This window comes from Neobacillus sp. S1115, from assembly GCF_055385565.1.
This window is the reverse complement of sequence record NZ_AP038275.1, coordinates 1,636,049-1,656,069: the sequence shown is the minus strand read 5'-3', so window position 1 is coordinate 1,656,069 and position 20,021 is coordinate 1,636,049. Positions and strand designations below refer to the sequence as shown.

The window sequence follows — 20,021 nt, the reverse complement described above, 5'->3', positions numbered from 1 at the left end:
AATTGAATTTTCAAGTTCCTAATCCGCTAACTTCTTTAAGATGACGGATGACAATGTATCAATGAATTCTTCCTTTGCATTAGGCATTTCCGGTCGATAGTAGCTCACGCCCAATTCACGGGTAACAGCCTTACATTCATAATCATTATCATATAGAACCTCAAGATGGTCCGAAACAAATCCAACTGGTGCATAGACGAATGCCTTATAGTGATGGTTATGATATAAATCTCTCGTTAAATCTTGAACATCAGGTCCTAACCATGGCTCCGGCGTATTTCCTGCACTTTGCCAGCCAATCACATAATTCTTTACTCCCGCTTCAGCAGCAATTAAATCCGCAGTTTCTTGCAGCTGTTTTGGATATGGATCCCCAAACTGAAGAATTTTTTCCGGCAGACTGTGAGCCGAAACGATCAGCACCGCATGATCCTTTTCTTCTTCAGGCATTTGTTCAAAAGTTTGTTTGAGCTTATCCGCCCAGTAAGAAATAAACTTTGGTTCCTGATACCAGCTTTCAATTGTTTTTATCGTAAGTCCGCCTAATTTTTCTGCCTCTTCAACCGCTCTGCCATTATAGGATTTTACGCTGAAAGTTGAAAAATGCGGGGCAAGGACGATACTTACTGCCTCTTTTATGCCGTCCTCATGCATCTGTTTAACGGCATCTTCAATAAACGGCTCAATATGCTTTAAGCCAAGATACATTTTAAATTCGACTTCATCTTGAATTTTATTTAAATATGCTTCTAGCTTTTCACCTTGTTCAAGGGTGATTTTTGCCAAAGGAGAAATCCCGCCAATCGCTTCATAGCGATTACGTAGGTCCTCAATCATTTCCGGAGTTGGTTTTCTCCCATGCCGGATATGGGTATAGTATCTTTCCAGGTCGTCTGCATTGTAGGGGGTACCGTATGCCATCACCAGCAAGCCCATTTTCTTTTTCGTCATCGTTTGCACCTCTTATGTAATTTTCCGTATTCCTTTAATTAGGGATAGGGCCACAAGGCTTGTGCGGTCTCAACCTGACATCCCTTATGGCCCTTTTTAATAGCTCTTTTATTTTGCCAAAAATCTGCTCTTAATACCAATAAAAAGCTTAATTCAACAGGTTATCTGCCGTTGTTCGCTGCTGAATATTCATGAATAAAAGCCGTAAGTTTTTTTAGGTTTTCCGGATTAACAGACGGAAATACCCCATGGCCTAAATTAAAGATATATCCGCCTTGCTCCATTCCCTGATCTAAAATGGCTTTTGCCCTCTCTTCAATTACTTCCCATGGAGCCAAAAGGATTGCTGGGTCAAGATTTCCCTGGACTGTTTTCTGAATCCCCATTTCCCGTGCTTGGCGGATTGGCAGACGCCAATCAAGACCGACAACATCCAGCGGCAGGTCATTCCATTCCAATGCCAGGTGGCTTGCGCCGACACCGAACATGATTAATGGAACATTCTCTTCTCTTAATGAAGAAAAAATCCGGTTCATGACTGGTTTAATAAAATAACGGTAATCCTCCACATTTACAGCGCCAACCCATGAATCAAAAATTTGAATCGCGCGTGCTCCGGCTTTGATTTGCGCTTTTACGTATGTAATGACCATATCGCCTAGTTTATCCATCAACGCGAACCAAGCCTTCGGCTCAGCGTACATAAACGCTTTTGTCTTATTATAATTTTTCGAAGGGCCGCCCTCAATCATATAACTGGCCAGCGTAAATGGGGCACCGGAAAATCCGATTAACGGCACGGATAATTGTTCCTCTGTCAATAATTTAATCGTATCGATGACATAAGGAATATCTTCTTCAGGATTCAATTCCCCTAGTTTTTCCACATCCGCAAGCGAACGAATTGGATTGTCAATGACCGGACCGATGCCGCCTTTGATTTCCACATTCATCCCGATGGCCGGAAGTGGTGTCATGATATCCTTGTACAAAATCGCGGCATCAACATTATATTGGTCAACAGGCAGACGGGTGACATATGCACACAATTCCGGCTGATGAGTGATTTCAAATAGAGAGTATTTTTCTTTAATTTCCCGGTATTCCGGTTGTGAACGTCCTGCCTGGCGCATGTACCAAACTGGAACATAATCCGTCTTCTCTCCCCGAGCTGCTTTTAAAAATGTTTCATTAATAGGCTTTGCCATAAAAATAAGTCCACCTTTCAAGACATTCTGTTTACCATTTTAATATATAGAACAAGATTTTAAAAACTTTCTTTCATACACAGTTGTCTTCACTATATCGATAATTTCCTCCTCTGCATAGCAAACGATTACTTTTGTCAAAAAAAAGTCGATTTTTACGTTTGAAAATGAGTTTAAATAAGAAAATAGTTTTTGCATAAGCTATTACTTAAGATTAGCTTAAGGGGGATTTGAAAAATGACCGTATATATTACCAGCGGAACGCTCGATTTTTTAAAAACGATTAAAGCGAAATATCCCGCTGAAAAAATTATGATGATGAGCAGTGCAAATGGAGCATTATTATTCCATGAAACTGCCGGAAAAACCATTTTTAATGAACCAAGGAAATATGAAGTCTTTGAATCAATCGGGGAAATGAATGGCGAAGGGTTTGTTGTGATGAAAAATATTCCCGTTACACCTGAAGGACACCCCATATTTGAACATCACCTAAAAAATCAGAGCAGGAAACTGGAAGGCACACCTGGTTTTATCGCCCTTCGCGGGCTCCGCCCCTTGGCTTCAAATACATATATAATTATGATTGTGTGGACCGATGAAAAATCTTTTGAAGATTGGCATGTCACGAATTCATTTCTTGAAGGGGATAAAAACAATCCTGAGAATGACGATCTTCCAAACATATTCGAAAGTGCACCCTATATCAGCAGCTACACAATTGAAGATTAATTTTTCAAAAGGAATGGAGAATCTAGCCATTCCTTTTTCCTTTCCAGGGTTAAAAATTTTGTTTTTCCTCCCGCTCACCTCTTTTAAGCAAATTCATATTCTGTATTACATCCAGCCGGGCAGATACCTAATACAAAAGTCCATGGATGAAAGAAAGGAGGTTAATTTTATGCTCGTGGAGCTTACTGCTCTTCATTGGATATATGTCGTCTTTATTGCACTGATTATTGGTTTTATGGTCATGAGACGAGACACGACAATTGTCTGCATTGCCGGTATTTTCTTAATTGGTCTTATCGCCACAGGCAGTTTAAGCCATGCGATAAGCAGCATTTTTAATAGTTTTGCATATGCGATAACAGAATTATTGTCCACGATCCTTGTCATCTCCATCATTGTGGCGATGAGCCATACGTTAACCACAACAGGGATCAATGATGTGATGATTTCGCCTTTCCGGAAGCTGATTCGCAACCCGGCATTAGCATACTGGACAATCGGAATTTTAATGATGGTCATCTCCTGGATTAAATGCATTTACATACACCAATACAAAAAAGCCTTGGGAATACTGCCCTTGGCTTCTCCTTGGTAATTTATTCTATTCCGAAGAAATATCAACTTTCCCCATAACCTTTCTATCCTACCTTTATTTTTTCTCGAAAAGATGTCTTAATCTATGTTGAAGTATTTTGTCTTGTTTAGTAATTTCTAAGCCATCAAGATATGACTTAAAATCTTCATAATAATTTTCTATTCCCCAATGTTCTTCAATATCTTTTATCAATACATTAATTCTACGACACCAGTACCATTGTTCTTCGGTAATACTCCCTGAAGGGATAGGAAAAAAGAAATGGTTATCACTCATGCTTTTTACTACAAAATCTCTAATCGGGGTATCTTTGATTGAAATTATTGAGTCTTGGAGTTGTCTTAAATATAAATATTCGTTGTATGATTGTTGAATAAAACAATCTCTTATTTGTTTTACCAATAGATTATAATATTCAACCTTTAAAGCTTCGTTAATAGACTTGACTACTTTTCTTGCTTCCTCACTTTCAATATGATAATCCCATAAATCAATACCATTTTGATAACTACTCTTTGTTAAGTCGATTTTATTAGGTATATTTCTTTCTACCAATCCTACTATTTCTTCTATGCTAATTCCAAAGTCAACGGATAACACTTCACACCATGAAAATGCAGTGTTTAATCTGGATATAATATCATCCAGTGGTTCGGACCCGTTTAAATTTCTCAAATATTCTCTAGTATTTTCTATAATTCGAAGTATGTCCTCTTCAGATGAATAAAAGCTTTTTGGCTTCTCTTCATAGCTATTGATTGATTCAATTAAATTAACTATCATTTCTTTAGAATACGAACCCGTTTCATACCATTTTCTTATATGGTGAAAAACACTCTTACACATAACATTATCCAAGGAGTTCTTTAGAATGTAATTATATAAATATTCGATTACCCCACTTTTATCGTTTAAATAAAAAGCGTTCCTTATCTCACTATTAGGTTGTTCAGTATCTAATAATATCATCTTGTCTTTATGTTCAATTTTAAAGAAAACAGTTGCAAAACACATTCGGTAAACATCATCTCTTGTAAATCTATCAGTAAAAATTTCTTCTCCAAGAATATCTATAACCTCTTTAATAAAGAGACTTGTTTTTTCAAATGTTCTCAAGTTATTAAATTCAAATTCTTCAGCGATAATACCTATGACTTTCCATATCTCTTCACCCAGGATTTTTAAGGGTGCTTCATCTGCGTATTCCTCGATTGTATAAGTCCTATCAATGGCTTTTTCCTTATAATTATTAAAGGTTTCTTCCGCTTCTCCAAGCTGGTCAGTAGCTGCTATTAGAACCGTTTTAATATTGTCTATTTTAGCAAGACTGTCAATTAACCCTAATATTTCCTTTATATCAAGGTCATGATGTTTTCTTTCTAAATCATCAAATATAATTATATATGTACCTTTCTTATCCAACTCTTTATACAAGGTTGAATGTAATTTTTCTATAAGTGGAACTGAAATAGTCAAGCCATGAAATTCAATGTTGACATTATTAAATATTTCTCTTACCTTCCTAGAGTATTTTTTAAATTTACCGTTAGGTACACTATCAATAATCTGAAAATATATTTCTTGAATTATACTTTCGGTATCTTTTTTACCAAATAAGGAGACATAACATGCATCAGAATGTGCCTTCTTAAAATCTAAAACATATTTTGTCTTCCCAATTCCCCAAGTACCGTCTATAAATACCCTTTGATAACTTGAATCTTTAAAATGATTTAATACTGAAACTATTTCATTTGCTTTCATAAACAGCCTCCAAATTAAAAGTCACTATGGACACTAATAAAACCACTAAATATGGAAAGTAATTCCACCCTTAATGATATCATAATTTTTGTGTGTCTGTAGGGATGAACTTTACCCTTAGATACTATTCCCACTTCCTATAATAGAGATTTTTAGGTTGGATCGACTTCGTCGATTCGACTGCTATAAGTTTATAACAAAAAAGGAGAATCCCCGTTAAGGAATCCTCCCTATATTAATCTTCCCCCACTGGATAGAATAAGTACGGATATACTTCCCCTTCTGGGTTCTCCAAATAGACTTTTATACAGTCATTGTCCGTTAAAATGTTAGTACCGATTCCAGTGTAATGATTCACCTTGTACGGTATGCCCTCTATAACCATTTCAGGCTTTGTACCCAGTTTCTTAAAAACTGCTTTAATTCTATCCTTGGGTACTTTAGAAAAAGAATAATCCCCATCAGGGAAAACGGTAAACACTTCAATCATTCTGCTTCCCCCTCTGTAAGATATGAAATCTCCGCTTCAATTATCTTCCGCTTCCTGCCCTCTTCCAGTTCTTCTCCACCGATAACAAAGACGGTTTTATTTTGGTCAATCGTATGTCTGATATTAAAGTCACCGTCAATCTTACTCATTAACTCAATGGCTTTAATTTTGTCACTAGCATTAACTGGGGCTTTAATGATTTCACCAGTCTTAAAGTTTGGATAGTAATTGTAGTCTTCACCCTTGGCTATGTTAGTTAGAAGTTCCATTTTCTAAGTGGTCTGAATAACTAACGGTTTAATGTGTATATCCTGAATCTGCTGTATCTTGGCTTGCACCAGTGGATTGTTTAAATACTTGTATCCAGTGGTTCTACTCTTAATACCCACCTCTTCCAGTGCCTTCTGTAAGTTCTGACCATGTGCTATATATGCATAACAAAATGCTTCCTGCTGTTCTGATAGATAATCAGGTTTACTTTTACCGTTTCGTGTATCATGTTTCCTTAGCTGCTTTTCCATTTAACCAAAACCTTTCCTATTATGATTAGAAAAAAAAGAAGCAGGGATGTTATTCCCCACTTCCTCCAACCTCTGAATCTATTTCCTTAATCTTCCCTTGAAGTTCACTGATACGGTTTTGTCTTTCGATTCGACCCTCTACCGAATTATCTTGACGGTATGCCTTGAGTTCCTTTGTTAGCCCTTGCTTATAGTCCTCAAATGAATCATAAGCGGAGGATACTTCTAAGTTCTGATGATACTCAAACTCATTAGATACCGTTGGACGGTTAAGATATAATTCCAGTTCCTTGTAGTCGGTGTTATTGGCTACTACTGCACCCTCAAAGAACTCCTTTGATAAGTCCTGTTTGAATGAACCGTATTCAATTGCCATGTACTCAGCAGGATATTTTTCCTTAAACCTCATTTGGTCTAACTTATCCATTGATTGGAAAGTATCCATTGTTAGCGGTTTTAAGTCTTTAACCGTTCCAGTATCACCTACCGAATAAAAGCTTAGTACACCTTCCATCTTGATAAAACGAGTTTCCCCTCTATTTTGTGCTATTTTTGTTCTTGTTCCACCTTTGGCTAGTAACTGGCTTAACTCTTCTTGGTAACCCTGTCTTTCTGTCTTGCGTTCTGCTACATGCTTTTCTGCCATTGCCTTCATTTGTCTTCCTACTGCTGTATTTAAGAATGCTTGAATATCCATGTTTAAATTCTCCCCTTGTCATATCGTTGTATTATTCCGGTTAACCGTTTGTACTCTGTTTCCAATTTCTCATTCTCTTCCAGTGCTTCTTTTAGCTGTTTGTTTAACTCATTATCCTTAGTAGCAAAGAAGTATTTTCTCTTTAGCTTCTCATTCTCCTTAGATAAGACGGTTATTGTATCTTCTTGTAACTGGTTCATATCACTTCCTAACCTCCTAATAGTGTTGTCGATTATAAAAACATTTCCCCCACCCTCATAAGAGAATAGGGGTTAGCCATTACAATCATGTTGTAACGGGTAAAGTGCAATAGAGGGAATGTCTGTGTCTCGGTTTCTTGTTCCCTCTACTTTTTGGTATGAGTTTTACGTCAGTTCCCTACCTCTAAAGAAAAGACAACTCAAGATAAATTGTACTGACCTCAACCCTTCCACAAGAAAAGGAACAGTAGCAGAAAGAAAAAACATTGACTCGATAAGTAGTCACTTTAGAAATGGCGGGATACTTTCAAGGCTTTTTCTTCTTAACCATCAGGCTAGTATTTCTTCCCCTGATTTTTCCCTGTTATTATTCGTGGAGATGGGATCTCCACAAAAAGGTTGGTAAAGACTACCCTACACACAAGATAGCCCTCACCTGGTTAATAAAGAGATTCGTAAAATCCACTAAACGAATATGTCAACGTTTTACAGATAGGCTGACAACCTACCCAACCTGATACGGAACAGAATATTAAGCTGTCTAGCTGGCTTGCTTATAGTCATTTTATTTGCTGATACATAGCTTATTGAATCTACTAAAGGTGGAGGTAAGATACCTTTAATAGACCCTAAAACTAAATATCGAAAGAGGTGAAGCAGGGCTATCATCTTTAAGCTTTTATTAAAAGCCGACAGTCCAAGAAACTAAACTATTCTTTAAAGCTATCTTCCCAAGCCATTCTTAGCTTTTCGGATAAGGTATAGGCATTTGGTGCATTCCTACCGTTATCTAGCTTCATTTGGTACTTAATCAGGACACCTTTTTCTACAAGGTCACTAACCTGCTTCCTAACGTTCCTGACGTTATATCCAGTGATTACGGATAACTCTTTATAAGAAGGACACACATTTCCCTGACGTTGCAAAGCCATAATAGTTGAAAGTGTTTTAGCTTGTCCTTTACTGATGTTAATAACGTTCATACCGTATCAACTCCTATTAAAATATTTCTGTATAATCTATTTCTTTACCGTTAACGGTGACCATATCAGTCTTGTCTACTGGCTTCGGTTCATTTCTAGGCTTGACATTATATCTAAGCTTTTTCTTAGGTTCTTGGCTGTGTATCAGTTCCCTAATGAAAATTATGGTAGGCTTATTAGCCCCTTGGTGAATCATTTCCCATAGTCCATATTTTTCTAGTTCTTTTCGTAGTCTGATAGCCTTAGGTTTACTACAGTTCATATCTTCCATGATTTTTTCAATCGAATAGAGAATGTAGTATTCTTGTTTTTCATGGTCGAACCAGTCATTTTGTTTCGATATTTGCAGAGTATCCAGTCCGTATGAATAAAGAATGATACTGGAATCACTTAACCCCTTATAGACGGTATGACCCTTGAATATTTTAGGCAGTTTTACAAACTGTTGTTGCGAGATGGATAGCTTATTATCCATTTGACACACATCCTTTTCTAAGTTGAGTTATAAGGATTGATTAAATCCTCATATTTATATAACAAGTGATACAGTCAGATATGTACCCATTGTTAGTGAAGTTTTTAGGTCTTTTTAAACCCTCTACTTATATAACGAGGTGAATAACAAGATATGCACCCCTATCAGGTTAATTTTATTTAGGGTTTTTTAAATCCTTATACTTATAAATAAAGTGAAGTAGTCAGATATGCACCCCTCTAACTAAAAGTTTTTTAGAAAATTTCTCAATGAAAAAAGCCCCTACCGCAATGGCAAGGACTTCCCTTTAATACTAATATTCTTTTATAGTTGATTACCGTTCCCTATCTCTTCATTTACAATATAACGGTGTATTCTTTATAAGTGATTATCCATTAATAAGTAACATAGTCCGTTAGGACAGTCTTTTAATATATTAAGTATTATTCTATTAAGTCTTATTATATTAAGTCTTATTCGGGTAACAAAATGATACTACAAGGGTAACAAAATATTACCCTAAGGGTAACAAAACGTTACTGTAGATTAGGGAGATTATCGCCCACAAATAGGGATACACTTTCCCCTTTGAATCGTTATATAAGTAAGAGGAATAAACGGTTAGCCTTTATATTTTCTGTACACTTTTTGTCCACCGACTACACCGCTGCTTTATACATATTTGTGGTATATTATGGTTATCAATATTGGAAGGTTTAGGGGGATATATAAATGAACGAAGAACAATTTTTGAGAACAATGGTCGAAACGGTAAAGTGGGGAAAGTATGCAAACAAAAATCAATTACTTACTCTTTTAAGAAATTCAGAAATTGACTTTGATAAAACTGGAGTTTTCGCAAATAAACCTTACCATAATCAGGAATTTATTGATTTAAGAGTTCCAGTGCCTATGATGGAAGAGGCCGAATTTTTAAGAGATGATTTAGAAAAATTGGCATCATTAGTATACAGGTCACCAGGAAAATATGAATACTGGGGATTAAATATCAAGCCCAAACCAGTAGAACTTGATAACATTCCTCCACAAGTCGAACATAATGTTGTTTTTGATGATATAAAAGAAGAAATAATTCAAGGTATTCGAGGTGCTAAATATACTATATGGGTAGCGGTAGCTTGGTTTACCGATATAGACATATATAGAGAATTGATACTAAGAAAAATTGACGGTTTAAATGTCCGAATAATCACCTCAGATGAACCAACAAATCAAACTTTATTAGCAGATTTTGAACGTAATTTTGAAGTTGTAAAAATACCTAAAAAAGGGTATAACAGACTTCACAATAAATTCTGCATAATAGATTTAGAGTATGTAATGCATGGTTCTTATAATTGGAGTAAAACTGCACCAAACAATAATGAGACTTGGGCAACTGCACTTGACCGAGATTTTGTTAGGAAGTTTGCAGATGAATTTATGGAGTTATTCGTTAATAATTAAAATACTTATCCTATATGTATAATTGTGGTAGAATAATAGAAAAATGTGGTAATAAGGAGAGTTGAAGTATGACAGAAAATCCAAATCCAAAATTCCCAACCGTTACTCGCCCTAGATGGGAACCAAATCAGGATGTAAACAATATTCAAGGGTTGATTGATTTTGTAAGGGATGAATACGGTAATTATTACACACCCTACGAAAGAACTAACAGAGGTAACAAATTAGAAAAGGTTACTTTAGTGCATGTATTGTATGATGAAGCATTTAGTACAATATTCATGGATGAAACTCAACAAGAATATAAATACAGTCATCTAGGGGAACTATTATTAGACCGAATGAACGGTCATATTAAAGAGTTAGAAATTGAAGGTAGAAAAATATTTACCGTTCAAGATTTAATTAACAATGGTACAGAGGTTAAATTCTGGGATATAACTCAATATAAGACTCAGAATAAAAGATAAATATAAACACCAAGGATTCTAGCCTAAACGGTTAGGGTCTTTTTTGTCCACTTCTTGTCCACTCTTTACACTAGTACTTTTTATCTTTTGATTCCACAAATCTTTTTGTATTAAGGTTTATCACAAGGAAGAGGGTTAAATTATGTCCAACCTAATGAACATTCCGCTAGAGGTATGTCAATAGTAATTACTGGTAAAAACACTGGATGTCATAATCTTAATTTATTACCTATTAAAACCAATAAATAAACGGTGGAAATAATCCCCTTTCTGTTAAGTCAATTGGTAATACACACCACCCTTACCATATTATGATTGTCTCTATAAGTGCATTTAATGTAGCAAATGAATAATGAATAACACTGTATTGTATATACGTTGCATACTTTATAGCGAATAATTATTATATCACTGTTTATCATACGTTTTTATACAAGTTTATGTATACTTATACTAATATCCTTCCATCTATAACCATACACATAGAGATACTATTGTACTATTCATGTCAATGTTAATGATTGCCAATAGAGATAAAGCGGTAAAATGTAACGATACTGGAAAATGGTGGTAGGGGTGCTTTAAGTAATGGAAATATTTGGGGTGGGCATTAGTATCTAATACATTTTGAAAATTAACTTGGGGCATCTATTTTTATTTTTTTCAAAAACAAATTTGGGTGGACTGTCCGTATTGAACAATCGCACCCGTTAGCTTAATAACTCGAACTAGTTATTATTACTTTTTGTTCTTTAAAATCAACATTTCAAAGACGAAAGCAATTAGGCATAATCCCATTACTGAATCAATTATATTTTGAACCAACATTGAATCAATTTTAAAAATACGAGTGATAATTTCAGTAAATAGAATAAGAAAGAAAAACAACCGCAATATTTTTTGGTTTTTTGAAAGATTAGAAACAGGTTCAAAAAAAGTATTTATTAACTTCATAAAAATTCTCCAATTTACCGTTTATTTATTAATTTCATTATAACTAAATTATGGTGATAATCTGTCTCTATATTTGACCAATTATTGGTATTTTTTCTTCAACTATCCTGCCCCGTTAGCAGAATAAGAAAAGCCATTGCAATCCATATTCTTTTATAACCCCTTTTTAGGTTGGATCGACTTCGTCGATTCGACTGATAATTAATTTTAAAGGAATAATCCCATTAAAAAAAACCGCCTTTAGACGGTCCTTATTGAAAGTAAAGCCTTCTTTAATTTCATAAGAAATTACTTCTTAGCTGCGGACCAAAAATGTTTATTCTGCTTCAAATTCAATGTCTAAATCTGGTCTTTTAAGTTTTAATTTAAACTTTCTATCTTTTAACAAATAAAGTCCCCCTAAAACCCCTCCTATACCTAAAGCTTTTACAGGATGTTCCCTTATCGCATCCCCCATCGCTTTACCTACTTCAACTAAGGCTTCCCCTACTTCTTTCGCCGTACCAGCATTAGGAATAAGATTGTTTTTTTCTAACATGTTATATCACCCCTCCTTAATAATATAGATATATCTAATATATCTAATATATCATTTTAAAGAGTTTTAATAGTAAATAATTTACTTTCTTACCTCCAAAAAAACCCTTAAGTATAATTACTTAGGGGCAATGGTTAATTTTATAACTTCTTCTTCATTTCCAAAGGCATCCGCTTCAATCCCTCTGAAATAATAAATCTTATCTATCAGTAATTTTAACAGACGGTTAGCTTCTTCCTTGTTGGTACATTCTTCAATCTTGGTATAGTTAAGCTGTCCTTTACCCTCAGGTAAATTTAATTCCTGCTTAATCATTCCGATAAGCTTTAATTTCTCCTGATAGCCTTGTGATAACTTGGCGGTGTCCAGTGATGATAATTCCTCATTTAGTTCAGCTATCTTACTGGAAAGGGCAATAAGTTCATTCTCTGATTCTGATTTGATTTCTTCAAATTCTTGTTTACTTAGTTCACCATCTAAACGCATTTCTCTAGCATTCTTTAACCGTTTATTAAGCTTCTCTTGCTTCTTTGTTAGTTCGGTAAGCTGTCCTTCAATGATTCCCTTTTTGTCCTCTAACGGTGTATCCAGTGCCTTCTGCCATTGTTCTCTGAAATGTAATTCAACCCAATAGAACTGTGCGTAAAACTCAGCTAACAATGTTTCCTCTTTAGTCCCTGACATTCCACATTCACACTTTTTAGTAACCATTGCATCTTCATAGACTTCCCTTCTCTTTAACTGGAAGCTAATCTTTCTACCGCAATTATCACAGTAAACTAAATCCTTTAGAATGGTTCTCACCTTACCTTTTGTTCTTACTCTTTGTTCCCTATCTCCTGCAAATCTTTCCCTCATGGCATTGTTAGCCTTCTTAAAAGTATCTTTATCCACGATTGCAGGAAAGGCATCTTCTACCCTTATATCTTTGTAAATCATTGTTCCAGTATAGGCTTCATTGCGTATAATATTTTGAACTGATTTATAAGCCTTACCAGTCATATCAGAAATTGTTTTTCCGCCGTAACCATTTATAGCAAGGTTAAATATCTTCCTGACGGTTTCTGCTTCTTCATTCTGTATAAAGGTACGCTTTTTATCCTTGGTAAGAATAGAATCATAACCGTATGGAGGTCTGCTTGCTACGATTTCACCTCTAAGGGCTTTATCTCGCTTGCCTTGTAGCATCCTCTTTCTAATTTGCTTATACTCCCCATGTGCCAAGGTTGATTCAATAGCGTATAAGGTAAAGTCTTGTTCGGTGTAAATCCTTTCAGGTGTAATAACTGGAATCCCTGCTTTTTCTAATCGCTTAAATATGTGGATACTGTATTCTAAATCACGACTTAAACGGTCAATAGCTGTAACCACAACCGCATCATATTTCTCTAAATCATCCAGTAAACTATTAAGGGCTTCCCTTGCTTCCATTCTAGCCTGACCTGAAACGATTTCCTCATATATGCTGTAAGTGTATCCCCTATCCTCACATAGCCTTACAAGACGTTCTCTGTGGTTCTGTAGGGTGTCCACGTTCTCCCCTTTATCCCTTGAAATACGAAGGTACACTGCTACGTTCTTTATGATGTTGTTGTTTGTTACCACTTCGGTGTCAACTCCTTGATGTTAGTATTATTCCCTAAAACCAATGATACCAACATTTTAAAGTGGTGTCTATAAGTGCTTTTAATGGTTCTTTTGGCCTTCACCCGCGGTAGCTTTGCTCGGTGCCGTCCTTCTTCCTGTTGCCATTAGGGCTGGGCTCCCTGCTTTGGGCGTTGCCATGGCCATGAACCTATTCGGGCACGGAATTGCTTTATCGGGTGATTTTGTCATTCAGGCTGCACCGAAACTGACATCTGATGCCGCCGGGATACCCATCCAAGATGTCATTGATGCCAGCATTCCTTTAGTATTTATCATGGGTATTGTGACAACGATTGCGGCCTTTTACTTCCTGCGCCGTGACATGAAGCGGGGAATTCTGAAGGCCGATACATCGATTATCTCCGCTTCTGAAGCTGAAACCACACAGCAGGGGCTGCTTTCTCTCTCCCAGAAACGATTCTTTGCCATAATAGTTCCTTTATTATTTGCCGCTGACGTTGCTGCAATGACAATCCTTGATTTAACCGGTGGAGATGCAACAGCCTTGATTGGCGGAACCTCGATTTTAATTCTTCTGTTAATCTCATTGACAAGTTTCAAAAATGAAGGTCTTGAAAAAACAACAAGTTACTTGATTGAAGGCTTCCAATTTGGATTTAAAGTCTTTGGTCCAGTCATTCCAATTGCCGCTTTCTTCTACTTGGGAGATGCCGGCTTTACGAAAATCATCGGAGAATATCTGCCGAAAGCATCTCAAGGAATTGTCAACGACCTAGGTCTGGCACTTGCTAACATCGTTCCGTTAAGCAAGGCGGTTGGAGCCGTTACTCTGACTGCTGTTGGTGCCATTACTGGACTTGACGGCTCAGGATTTTCCGGTATCTCACTGGCAGGTTCAGTGGCTGCTCTTTTTGCCGTCGCGATTGGAAAAGGGGCGGCTACCCTGACAGCGCTAGGTCAAATCGCCGCCATCTGGGTTGGCGGTGGAACCCTTGTCCCTTGGGCCCTCATCCCGGCGGCAGCAATTTGTAATGTTGACCCCTTCGAACTTGCACGGCGAAATCTCGTTCCGGTCGTGATCGGCCTTGTGGTGACCACGATAGCGGCAATGTTTCTAATCTAACTATCTAAATGGGGCTGAAAATCTTCAGCCTCTTCTATTTGTTCCATATCTTATATAAATGTTAAAATAGTATGAAAAAGAGGCTATTTATTTCTAAAGAAAACTCGCCGATTGGCGAGCCCTAAGGGCGGTTCATGAGGCGTAGTTGCACTTATGCTTTCTGATTAGCTAGTAAAGACTAAGAGGGGGATTTACATATGTTAGATGAATTGTTTGCTAAATTAGAAAATTCCTATGAGGAAATGGTCTCCATCCGCCGACATCTTCACCAGCATCCGGAACTATCCTATCAAGAATACGAAACGGCCAAATTTATTGTTTCCTTTTATGAAAAACTTGGAATTGAAGTGAACAGCAATGTCGGCGGGAACGGTGTAATGGCAAAGGTTTATGGTAAAAAGCCGGGTAAAACCGTGGCATTACGAGCCGATTTTGATGCCCTGCCGATTCAGGATGAAAAGAATGATGTCCCATATAAATCAACAGTGCCAGGAGTTATGCACGCTTGCGGACATGACGGGCACACCGCCACCCTCCTGCTCCTTGCCAAAGCATTGAATGAACTTAAGGACAATCTCGAAGGAACCTATGTGTTTATTCACCAGCATGCCGAAGAATATGCCCCAGGTGGTGCCATTTCGATGATTGAGGATGGCTGCTTAGAAGGTGTGGATGTGATCTTTGGCACCCACTTATGGGCAAGCGTGCCAACTGGTACGATTCAATATCGAACTGGCCCTTTCATGGCGGCGCCAGACCGATTTGAAATCAAAATCCAAGGAAAAGGCGGTCATGGCGCACAGCCGCATACAACAAAAGATGCAATCGTGATAGCCTCACAGTTGGTTTTAAATCTGCAGCAAATCGTCAGTCGCAAGGTCAATCCGATTGATTCGGCCGTTGTTACCATCGGTTCCTTTACCGCGCAAAATGCCTTTAACGTCATTGCCGATAAAGCACATCTAGTCGGAACGGTCCGTACTTTCAAAGAAGAGCTTAGAAGCTTTATTGAGGAAGAAATTGAACGAATCATTCACGGCACATGCTATATGTCAGGCAGCACTTACGACTATAAATATTATCGAGGTTATCCTCCAGTAGTGAATCATGAAAAGGAAACCGCGTTTTTGGCTGAATGTGCCAAGGATGTTGCCGAGGTAAAATTCATTGAAGAGACCGAACCGGATATGGGAGGAGAAGATTTTGCCTATTATTTGCAAAAGGTTCCTGGGACCTTCTTCTTTACTGGTGCGAAACCGGAAAGCGATGACGATGCCTACCCGCATCACCATCCACGATTTGATATCGATGAAAAAGCAATGCTGATTGCTGCCAAGACATTGGGAACAGCAGCAATCACCGTTCACAGAGACTAAAGCGAAACCCCTGAACTTTTAAAGCTCAGGGGCTTTTTGCAAAATTCTTAACCGATAAGCGTTCATCGCCGTTTCGCCTAATGTTTTCATTAGGTTGTTATTGGCGTATGCCCCAATAAAGGCGCCGATCCCCGGAACAAGCTGAAGCATTTTGACAAAATCAATATAATCCCGGTATTCCTGCTGGAACTTCCGCCAGTCCATTTCCACAAGTACCTGCTTTCGCTCCTCCCAGTTTTCAATTTCAGATAACGTGTTTCTGCGGATTTCATCGCTTGAAAAAGCAAGCTGAAAGACATGAAGAATAAATAACCTTTCCTCATATTCCTTCGTATTGAAGCCGTAAACGGAGGCTGCATCAAATAAGAACTTCATCTTGATGGTTAACAGCAAAGGGAAGTCTGCCAGCCCCAGCAAAATCCCACCCGCACCAGTGCCGGCCCCTTCCACCATCGCCGTTTTTTGGTAGGTGGAAATTTTTTTGCGGACTAATTCATCTCTTTCTTCAAGAGTTAACCCTTCTGCAGCATTTCTGTTGGTGGTCATTTGCGAACCAAATAAAGTAGCCTTTACCATTGTTTTAATGCTGTCCGTCATGACTTCATGAACTTTTTCGGGGATGATTTCATTGATTTTCCCTTGCGCCTTTTTCGAGATCCTATTCATCATTCCCGACCGTCTTATCAATTTTCGTTTCCAGTCTTGAACTTCATCATATACCTTTAATTCATAATCGTTCATCAAACCTCACCTCGCCATACTAATTTTATGCGTAAATACGTAAGAATCAGCCGTTTGGTTTCAAAAAAAACCCCCTTTGCCTAAACTCAAAGGGGGGTCATTTTATCCTTCATTCTATTTTTACTGTAAAAATAAACAAATAAGAAGTTAAACAATAGGCCTGCGGCAAGTTCCAATAATGCCAGGGATATTTCTCCCTTCAGAAAAATAAACAGGGCAAAAACAATGTTTTCGATTGTTAAAATGACCATCAGCAATAAATGAAAATCATCATGCTTGTGTTTTTCAGCAACCGGATAAAGGTCAACCCACAGCTTGTTTTGGTGGTGATGGATAAGCGGAAGCAGTTGAAATCCAGTTAAATATAAAAACAAAATACTGATGAGAATTTGTCCCAATCCAAACGAAATAAAATAAATCCCTAGTATACCAATAACCGTTAAGCGGACAAACAGTCCGAGATAATCCGATGACCGCAAAAAAGTCCGTGCATACAAATAGAGATACGTTTTTTCTTGTAAAAAGCGAATCCCCCCCAAGAGGAAATCCAGCCATTTTCTTCTTTTTACCGTATCCTTTAGTTTCGGCACATCTGTAAACATATTTGCAAGCCGATAAAAGGAAGCCATTCTTTTTTCTTCCTCGTCAATTAATAAATCCCATTTTAACCCTAGGGCTTTTGTTCTGTTATGGAAAAAGAAATAATACAAGACCATTATCAAAGCAATGACCAAAAGGACTACAAAATTTGCCTGTTTAAACAGCAAATAGGTTAGCGAGAGATTAATGAAATATCTGACGGTCAGATCCCATCTATGTACTGATGTCTGAACAAAATAAGAAATCCGCCAGCTGACTAATAGATTCCATCCCTTGATGACAAAAAGAACAATGAGAAACGGGAAAAATAAGCGAAAGCCAGTGCTGCTTATATGGGCATACATTGGCATAAGAACAGCAAAAATGAGTAAGAGTATGTAACCTTGAAAAATAAAGCTTACGAATCCGGAACGAAGAAAATACCCCTTTAATTTATCTTCTAACGGAAGCAAAAATACCTTATCCGCTTCCAATAAAAAATTATAAACTGGGCTGTATGTTAAGAGAAAACTGATAAACAGGGCTAGAATAATTTCCGCCGGAAAATCAGTTGATAAAGTTTTAATCCACTCCTGATAATAATAAGCACCGCTGCCAATCAGAAACAATAAAACAATGACAAGATGGCCATTGAAAATATAGCGAAGATACGTGCTCAAATCCTTAACACGCCGGCCTGCCCGTTCCTTCCAAAGTTTCACCGCATTAAACATAATTTTCTTCCTTTGTTAACTGAATATAGATGTCATCTAATGACCCGGCCGGCATCGAAAATTGCTCCCTAAGCTCTGTAAGTGTCCCTTTTGCCCGAATTTTCCCTTCATGCAAAATAACAAACCGGTCGCAATATTTTTCCGCAGTAGCTAGAATATGGGTCGACATTAAGATTCCCGCCCCATTTTCTTTCATTTTCTTCATTAAATCGAGCAATGATTGGATACCGAGCGGGTCGAGGCCGACAAACGGCTCGTCTACGATGTAGAGAGATGGCTGCACAAGGAATGCGCACATGATCATCACCTTTTGCTTCATCCCTTTAGAAAAATGAGCTGGAAACCACTTTAGGCGCTTCTCCATCCGAAATTCAGTGAGCAATGGAGAAACGCGGGCTTTATAGTCCGTTTCAGAAAGTCCATAAGCCATCGCCGTTAAGCGTAAATGTTCCTCCAATGTTAATTCTTCATATAAAATTGGTGTTTCCGGAACAAACGTAAACATTTTACGATATGCCTCTTTATGATCTGTGATGGTTTGTCCATTTATTTTTATGACACCTTGATGTGGTTCCATTAATCCAATGATATGCTTAATGGTTGTGCTCTTTCCTGCGCCATTCAAGCCAATTAGGCCAACCATTTCTTTTTCGTTCACCTCAAAAGAAACGTCTTTTAAGACCGGATTTCTTGTGTAACCGCCAACTAGATTTTCAATCGTTAATAAAGACATTTTTTTAAGTCCTTCCCTTAATGATTTCCTTTATTTTATCAAATCGTTTTCAATAAAAATAGAAATTCAATTTTATTTGTATATTTCCTTTTTAATCGGACATCATAATATTCGAAGGGGAGTTCAATTGATGAAGTGATTCATCAACCACTTGAAATGAGGTGTCTACAAAAGACAATATCCGTTTCAAACCCAGAAGCTTCTAAAAACGTTTCAAAACAAGGGGATGGTTGTATTGTACAATGTGCATGGTAACCATTTTGAGTTCAAATAACACCAGGTTTTTGGATAAAAAACTGAAAATGAGGTGTTTGTCGCAGACATCGTCCGTTTTTAAAGGTAAGAAAAACCGATAAAAACAAATAGGGGATGGTCAGCTTGAACAATGATGTTTCTTTATAACAACACTCTACTGTAAAATGAGGTGTTTATCAAAGAACACTCCTATTGAACGTCAAATTTGAAGCAATTTCCCCTTCGAGAGGGCGGGATTCTAAGCGAATCCTGCTCTTTTCTTTTTTGCGAAAGAATTCTATGGTAAAATATACAAAATATAATGAAAGGCTGGTCCCAAAAATGAACGATTGTATTTTCTGTAAAATTGTTAATGGTGAAATTCCTTCCGCAAAAGTATTTGAAAACGAACATGTCCTAGCCTTTATGGACATCAGTCAGGTGACAAAAGGGCATACACTGGTCATCCCAAAGATACATAAAGAAAATGTCTTTGAACTGACGCCCGAAATCGCCAGAAACCTATTCGAAGTGGTCCCTGCCATTGCCAACGCTTTAAAACAGGAATTTGAACCGGCCGGTTTAAATACCATTAACAATAATGGCGAGTTAGCTGGACAAACTGTTTTCCATTACCACATGCATTTAATTCCTCGTTATGGCAAAGGCGATGGCCTTGGTGTAGTCTGGAAAAATAATCAAAGTGACTATACACCACAACTGCTCCAGGAAATGGCAGCCAATATTGCCAAGAAATTATAAGCTCGCACAGTAAGTTATCTGAAAATTATTTCTTTATTATTATTATCGTAATATGCTATAATGTGTATAAATTCTTCGCTGCAGGC

At 37.4% G+C, this 20,021-nt stretch carries 20 protein-coding genes and 2 pseudogenes; 7 read left to right on the top strand and 15 right to left on the bottom strand.

The window, feature by feature from the left end; all coding sequences use genetic code 11:
- Positions 1 to 18: 18 nt before the first annotated feature.
- Positions 19 to 951, bottom strand: a complete 933-nt coding sequence (gene hemH / locus ACZ5B7_RS08100) for a ferrochelatase (RefSeq protein ID WP_464493383.1) — start codon at positions 949 to 951, stop codon at positions 19 to 21.
- A 161-nt stretch (positions 952 to 1,112) separates the two neighbouring features.
- On the bottom strand, positions 1,113 to 2,159 hold the full coding sequence (hemE, locus tag ACZ5B7_RS08095) for a uroporphyrinogen decarboxylase (protein WP_464493382.1): 1,047 nt from the start codon (positions 2,157 to 2,159) through the stop codon (positions 1,113 to 1,115).
- Between the two features lie 237 nt (positions 2,160 to 2,396).
- On the opposite strand from hemE, the gene ACZ5B7_RS08090 reads away from it, so the two are divergent.
- Both ACZ5B7_RS08090 and ACZ5B7_RS08085 read left to right on the top strand, forming a co-directional pair.
- Positions 2,397 to 2,891 carry an antibiotic biosynthesis monooxygenase family protein gene (locus ACZ5B7_RS08090; RefSeq protein WP_464493381.1) on the top strand — a complete coding sequence of 165 codons (495 nt, stop codon included), beginning with the start codon at positions 2,397 to 2,399 and terminating at the stop codon, positions 2,889 to 2,891.
- 169 nt (positions 2,892 to 3,060) lie between these two features.
- A pseudogene (locus tag ACZ5B7_RS08085) lies at positions 3,061 to 3,417 on the top strand (hypothetical protein); the annotation flags it as partial.
- A gap of 123 nt (positions 3,418 to 3,540) precedes the next feature.
- Here the strand turns inward: ACZ5B7_RS08085 and ACZ5B7_RS08080 are convergent.
- The 8 genes from ACZ5B7_RS08080 to ACZ5B7_RS08045 all read right to left on the bottom strand — a co-directional run bounded on the left by ACZ5B7_RS08080 (position 3,541) and on the right by ACZ5B7_RS08045 (position 8,616).
- A complete protein-coding gene (locus ACZ5B7_RS08080; protein ID WP_464493380.1) occupies positions 3,541 to 5,250 on the bottom strand; it encodes a P-loop NTPase fold protein in 1,710 nt (569 codons plus the stop codon).
- Between the two features lie 235 nt (positions 5,251 to 5,485).
- Positions 5,486 to 5,740: a hypothetical protein gene (locus ACZ5B7_RS08075; protein ID WP_464493379.1), complete on the bottom strand. Its 255-nt coding sequence runs from the start codon at positions 5,738 to 5,740 to the stop codon at positions 5,486 to 5,488.
- The gene (locus tag ACZ5B7_RS08070; protein WP_464493378.1) at positions 5,737 to 6,009 is read right to left on the bottom strand and encodes a hypothetical protein; all 273 of its coding nucleotides are present in this window, start codon (positions 6,007 to 6,009) and stop codon (positions 5,737 to 5,739) included. The genes ACZ5B7_RS08075 and ACZ5B7_RS08070 overlap by 4 nt, the downstream gene beginning before the upstream one ends.
- A gap of 3 nt (positions 6,010 to 6,012) precedes the next feature.
- On the bottom strand, positions 6,013 to 6,261 hold the full coding sequence (locus tag ACZ5B7_RS08065) for a hypothetical protein (protein WP_464493377.1): 249 nt from the start codon (positions 6,259 to 6,261) through the stop codon (positions 6,013 to 6,015).
- Between the two features lie 49 nt (positions 6,262 to 6,310).
- Positions 6,311 to 6,958: a hypothetical protein gene (locus tag ACZ5B7_RS08060; protein ID WP_464493376.1), complete on the bottom strand. Its 648-nt coding sequence runs from the start codon at positions 6,956 to 6,958 to the stop codon at positions 6,311 to 6,313.
- A gap of 2 nt (positions 6,959 to 6,960) precedes the next feature.
- Positions 6,961 to 7,158 carry a hypothetical protein gene (locus ACZ5B7_RS08055; RefSeq protein ID WP_464493375.1) on the bottom strand — a complete coding sequence of 66 codons (198 nt, stop codon included), beginning with the start codon at positions 7,156 to 7,158 and terminating at the stop codon, positions 6,961 to 6,963.
- Positions 7,159 to 7,868: 710 nt separating this feature from the next.
- Positions 7,869 to 8,141 carry a helix-turn-helix domain-containing protein gene (locus tag ACZ5B7_RS08050; RefSeq protein ID WP_464493374.1) on the bottom strand — a complete coding sequence of 91 codons (273 nt, stop codon included), beginning with the start codon at positions 8,139 to 8,141 and terminating at the stop codon, positions 7,869 to 7,871.
- 16 nt (positions 8,142 to 8,157) lie between these two features.
- Positions 8,158 to 8,616 carry a replication initiator protein A gene (locus ACZ5B7_RS08045; RefSeq protein WP_464493373.1) on the bottom strand — a complete coding sequence of 153 codons (459 nt, stop codon included), beginning with the start codon at positions 8,614 to 8,616 and terminating at the stop codon, positions 8,158 to 8,160.
- Positions 8,617 to 9,348: 732 nt separating this feature from the next.
- On the opposite strand from ACZ5B7_RS08045, the gene ACZ5B7_RS08040 reads away from it, so the two are divergent.
- A complete protein-coding gene (locus tag ACZ5B7_RS08040; protein WP_464493372.1) occupies positions 9,349 to 10,083 on the top strand; it encodes a phospholipase D-like domain-containing protein in 735 nt (244 codons plus the stop codon).
- 68 nt (positions 10,084 to 10,151) lie between these two features.
- The gene (locus ACZ5B7_RS08035) at positions 10,152 to 10,553 is read left to right on the top strand and encodes a hypothetical protein (RefSeq protein WP_464493371.1); all 402 of its coding nucleotides are present in this window, start codon (positions 10,152 to 10,154) and stop codon (positions 10,551 to 10,553) included.
- A gap of 1,270 nt (positions 10,554 to 11,823) precedes the next feature.
- Here the strand turns inward: ACZ5B7_RS08035 and ACZ5B7_RS08030 are convergent.
- Both ACZ5B7_RS08030 and ACZ5B7_RS08025 read right to left on the bottom strand, forming a co-directional pair.
- On the bottom strand, positions 11,824 to 12,045 hold the full coding sequence (locus tag ACZ5B7_RS08030) for a hypothetical protein (protein ID WP_464493370.1): 222 nt from the start codon (positions 12,043 to 12,045) through the stop codon (positions 11,824 to 11,826).
- Between the two features lie 117 nt (positions 12,046 to 12,162).
- Entirely contained in the window at positions 12,163 to 13,650 is a 1,488-nt protein-coding gene (locus ACZ5B7_RS08025) for a recombinase family protein (RefSeq protein WP_464493369.1), read from the bottom strand.
- Positions 13,651 to 13,735: 85 nt separating this feature from the next.
- On the opposite strand from ACZ5B7_RS08025, the pseudogene ACZ5B7_RS08020 reads away from it, so the two are divergent.
- Together ACZ5B7_RS08020 and ACZ5B7_RS08015 are read left to right on the top strand one after the other, a co-directional pair.
- Positions 13,736 to 14,776, top strand: a pseudogene (locus ACZ5B7_RS08020) (hypothetical protein); the annotation flags it as partial.
- Between the two features lie 197 nt (positions 14,777 to 14,973).
- A complete protein-coding gene (locus ACZ5B7_RS08015; RefSeq protein ID WP_464493368.1) occupies positions 14,974 to 16,152 on the top strand; it encodes an amidohydrolase in 1,179 nt (392 codons plus the stop codon).
- Positions 16,153 to 16,170: 18 nt separating this feature from the next.
- Here the strand turns inward: ACZ5B7_RS08015 and ACZ5B7_RS08010 are convergent, their stop codons facing one another.
- The 3 genes from ACZ5B7_RS08010 to ACZ5B7_RS08000 form a co-directional block, all read right to left on the bottom strand.
- Positions 16,171 to 16,893: an EcsC family protein gene (locus tag ACZ5B7_RS08010; protein ID WP_464493367.1), complete on the bottom strand. Its 723-nt coding sequence runs from the start codon at positions 16,891 to 16,893 to the stop codon at positions 16,171 to 16,173.
- A gap of 86 nt (positions 16,894 to 16,979) precedes the next feature.
- On the bottom strand, positions 16,980 to 18,206 hold the full coding sequence (locus ACZ5B7_RS08005) for an ABC transporter permease (protein WP_464493366.1): 1,227 nt from the start codon (positions 18,204 to 18,206) through the stop codon (positions 16,980 to 16,982).
- On the bottom strand, positions 18,199 to 18,939 hold the full coding sequence (locus ACZ5B7_RS08000; protein WP_464493365.1) for an ABC transporter ATP-binding protein: 741 nt from the start codon (positions 18,937 to 18,939) through the stop codon (positions 18,199 to 18,201). The genes ACZ5B7_RS08005 and ACZ5B7_RS08000 overlap by 8 nt, the downstream gene beginning before the upstream one ends.
- Before the next feature lie 576 nt (positions 18,940 to 19,515).
- Here ACZ5B7_RS08000 and ACZ5B7_RS07995 point away from each other — a divergent pair.
- A complete protein-coding gene (locus ACZ5B7_RS07995; protein ID WP_213141068.1) occupies positions 19,516 to 19,935 on the top strand; it encodes an HIT family protein in 420 nt (139 codons plus the stop codon).
- Positions 19,936 to 20,021 lie beyond the last annotated feature (86 nt).

What these genes read in the sequence shown, in the direction of transcription:
- hemH (WP_464493383.1), bottom strand. Translation starts at nt 951, where the DNA reads ATGACGAAAAAGAAAATGGGCTTGCTGGTGATGGCATACGGTACCCCC.
- ACZ5B7_RS08030 (WP_464493370.1), bottom strand. Translation starts at nt 12,045, where the DNA reads ATGTTAGAAAAAAACAATCTTATTCCTAATGCTGGTACGGCGAAAGAA.
- ACZ5B7_RS08045 (WP_464493373.1), bottom strand. Translation starts at nt 8,616, where the DNA reads ATGGATAATAAGCTATCCATCTCGCAACAACAGTTTGTAAAACTGCCT.
- ACZ5B7_RS08040 (WP_464493372.1), top strand. Translation starts at nt 9,349, where the DNA reads ATGAACGAAGAACAATTTTTGAGAACAATGGTCGAAACGGTAAAGTGG.
- ACZ5B7_RS08005 (WP_464493366.1), bottom strand. Translation starts at nt 18,206, where the DNA reads ATGTTTAATGCGGTGAAACTTTGGAAGGAACGGGCAGGCCGGCGTGTT.
- ACZ5B7_RS08075 (WP_464493379.1), bottom strand. Translation starts at nt 5,740, where the DNA reads ATGATTGAAGTGTTTACCGTTTTCCCTGATGGGGATTATTCTTTTTCT.
- ACZ5B7_RS08070 (WP_464493378.1), bottom strand. Translation starts at nt 6,009, where the DNA reads ATGGAACTTCTAACTAACATAGCCAAGGGTGAAGACTACAATTACTAT.
- ACZ5B7_RS07995 (WP_213141068.1), top strand. Translation starts at nt 19,516, where the DNA reads ATGAACGATTGTATTTTCTGTAAAATTGTTAATGGTGAAATTCCTTCC.
- ACZ5B7_RS08060 (WP_464493376.1), bottom strand. Translation starts at nt 6,958, where the DNA reads ATGGATATTCAAGCATTCTTAAATACAGCAGTAGGAAGACAAATGAAG.
- ACZ5B7_RS08035 (WP_464493371.1), top strand. Translation starts at nt 10,152, where the DNA reads ATGACAGAAAATCCAAATCCAAAATTCCCAACCGTTACTCGCCCTAGA.
- ACZ5B7_RS08065 (WP_464493377.1), bottom strand. Translation starts at nt 6,261, where the DNA reads ATGGAAAAGCAGCTAAGGAAACATGATACACGAAACGGTAAAAGTAAA.
- ACZ5B7_RS08000 (WP_464493365.1), bottom strand. Translation starts at nt 18,939, where the DNA reads ATGTCTTTATTAACGATTGAAAATCTAGTTGGCGGTTACACAAGAAAT.
- ACZ5B7_RS08080 (WP_464493380.1), bottom strand. Translation starts at nt 5,250, where the DNA reads ATGAAAGCAAATGAAATAGTTTCAGTATTAAATCATTTTAAAGATTCA.
- hemE (WP_464493382.1), bottom strand. Translation starts at nt 2,159, where the DNA reads ATGGCAAAGCCTATTAATGAAACATTTTTAAAAGCAGCTCGGGGAGAG.
- ACZ5B7_RS08055 (WP_464493375.1), bottom strand. Translation starts at nt 7,158, where the DNA reads ATGAACCAGTTACAAGAAGATACAATAACCGTCTTATCTAAGGAGAAT.
- ACZ5B7_RS08010 (WP_464493367.1), bottom strand. Translation starts at nt 16,893, where the DNA reads ATGAACGATTATGAATTAAAGGTATATGATGAAGTTCAAGACTGGAAA.
- ACZ5B7_RS08050 (WP_464493374.1), bottom strand. Translation starts at nt 8,141, where the DNA reads ATGAACGTTATTAACATCAGTAAAGGACAAGCTAAAACACTTTCAACT.
- ACZ5B7_RS08090 (WP_464493381.1), top strand. Translation starts at nt 2,397, where the DNA reads ATGACCGTATATATTACCAGCGGAACGCTCGATTTTTTAAAAACGATT.
- ACZ5B7_RS08015 (WP_464493368.1), top strand. Translation starts at nt 14,974, where the DNA reads ATGTTAGATGAATTGTTTGCTAAATTAGAAAATTCCTATGAGGAAATG.